This is a genomic window from Mesorhizobium sp. B1-1-5 (genome assembly GCF_006443065.1).
Lineage (GTDB): Bacteria > Pseudomonadota > Alphaproteobacteria > Rhizobiales > Rhizobiaceae > Mesorhizobium.
Map to the genome: position 1 here is coordinate 1 of NZ_VFWS01000421.1, position 1355 is coordinate 1355.

Genomic DNA, 1355 nt, shown 5'->3' on the forward strand with positions numbered 1-1355 from the left:
CGATGCGGCCGCCGACAATCTCCTGGCCATCATCAAGGCTGACCGCGGCTGGAACGAGGACGGCGCCAAGGCGCAATTGCTGCGCTTCTTCGAGGCCTGGGGCATGACGGACGAGGCGACGCTTGCCGCGCGGCGCAAATTGTCGTCGCTGCTGTTTTCCTGAGCCGGCGCGGCCGAATGGTCGCGCGGGGCTTGCACCCGGCGCCGGCCGCGCCAGATAGGACGAATCCGGCCCGCCTTTCCCTCGGGAAGCCAACAACCCCGGGCAGCGACAGGCGGATCGCGGCATGGAGGCGCTTCCCGGGCGAAGCGATCGGAGGAACGAGGTGCAAGCGGGAAACGCTCACTACCGGCTCGCCAGGGATCTGCCGTCGACCATCCCGGTCTTTCCGCTCGAGGGCGCGCTTCTGCTGCCGGGCGGCCGCATGCCGCTCAACATCTTCGAGCCGCGCTACCTGCAGATGGTCGACGAGGCGATCGCCGGCTCCCGGCTGATCGGCGTCATCCAGCCCAGCCTCGACGGCGCCTTGCGCGACGATGGCGAGCCGGAACTCTGCAATGTCGGCTGCGCCGGCCGCATCATAGCGCTTTCCGAGACCGGCGACGGCCGCTACCTGATTTCGCTGCAGGGCGTGTGCCGGTTCCGTGTCACCCATGAGCTGACGGTCAAGACGCCGTTCCGCCAGGGCAAGATCGCCCCCTTTCTCGCCGATCTCGACGACGACCAGGCGGCCGCCGAGGTCGACCGGCCGGCGCTGCTGCGGGCGTTCCGCGCCTATCTTCAGGCCAACGACCTGGAGGCCGACTGGGAAAGCGTCAGCCGGGCCGAAAACGCCATGCTGGTCAACGCGCTGTCGATGATGGCGCCCTATGGACCGGCCGAGAAGCAGGCGCTGCTCGAAGCGGCCGATCTCAAGACCCGCGCCGAAACGCTGATCGCCATCACCGAAATGGCGCTGGCGCGCGAGAACGAGGATTTTGGCTCGAGCCTGCAGTAGGATGTTGAGAGAGGGCACGATGGCGGCGGATGGGCGTGACGGAAAGAGAGCGAATGTCGACCCCAGGATGCTGGAGCTGCTGGCTTGCCCGCTGACCAAGGGGCCGCTGGCCTGGGATCCCGAGCGCGGCGAACTGATCTCGCGGGTCGCCAAGCTCGCCTATCCCGTGCGCGACGGCATCCCGATCATGCTGCCTTCGGAGGCACGGAGCATCTCGGCGGAAGACGTGCTGCCGCCACGGCTGGGCGGGCCGGCCGGCTCGACGTGAAAATTATCAAGGTCGGCATTCTACGGCGCCCCCCGCTGCCCTGCCGGGCATCTCCCCCTCAAGGGGGGAGATCGAATGTCATCTCCGCC

3 protein-coding genes are annotated in these 1355 nt (G+C 68.0%); all 3 read left to right on the top strand.

Annotated elements, in window-relative coordinates; translation table 11 throughout:
- The coding region (locus FJ980_RS31995; protein WP_140547490.1) for a tetratricopeptide repeat protein at positions 1-163 on the top strand (163 nt) is incomplete at its 5' end.
- Positions 164-326: 163 nt separating this feature from the next.
- Positions 327-998 (top strand): LON peptidase substrate-binding domain-containing protein, encoded by a 672-nt coding sequence (locus FJ980_RS32000; protein WP_140547491.1) that lies wholly within the window; start codon positions 327-329, stop codon positions 996-998.
- 19 nt (positions 999-1017) lie between these two features.
- Entirely contained in the window at positions 1018-1266 is a 249-nt protein-coding gene (locus tag FJ980_RS32005; RefSeq protein WP_140514079.1) for a Trm112 family protein, read from the top strand.
- The last annotated feature ends 89 nt before the right edge of the window (positions 1267-1355 follow it).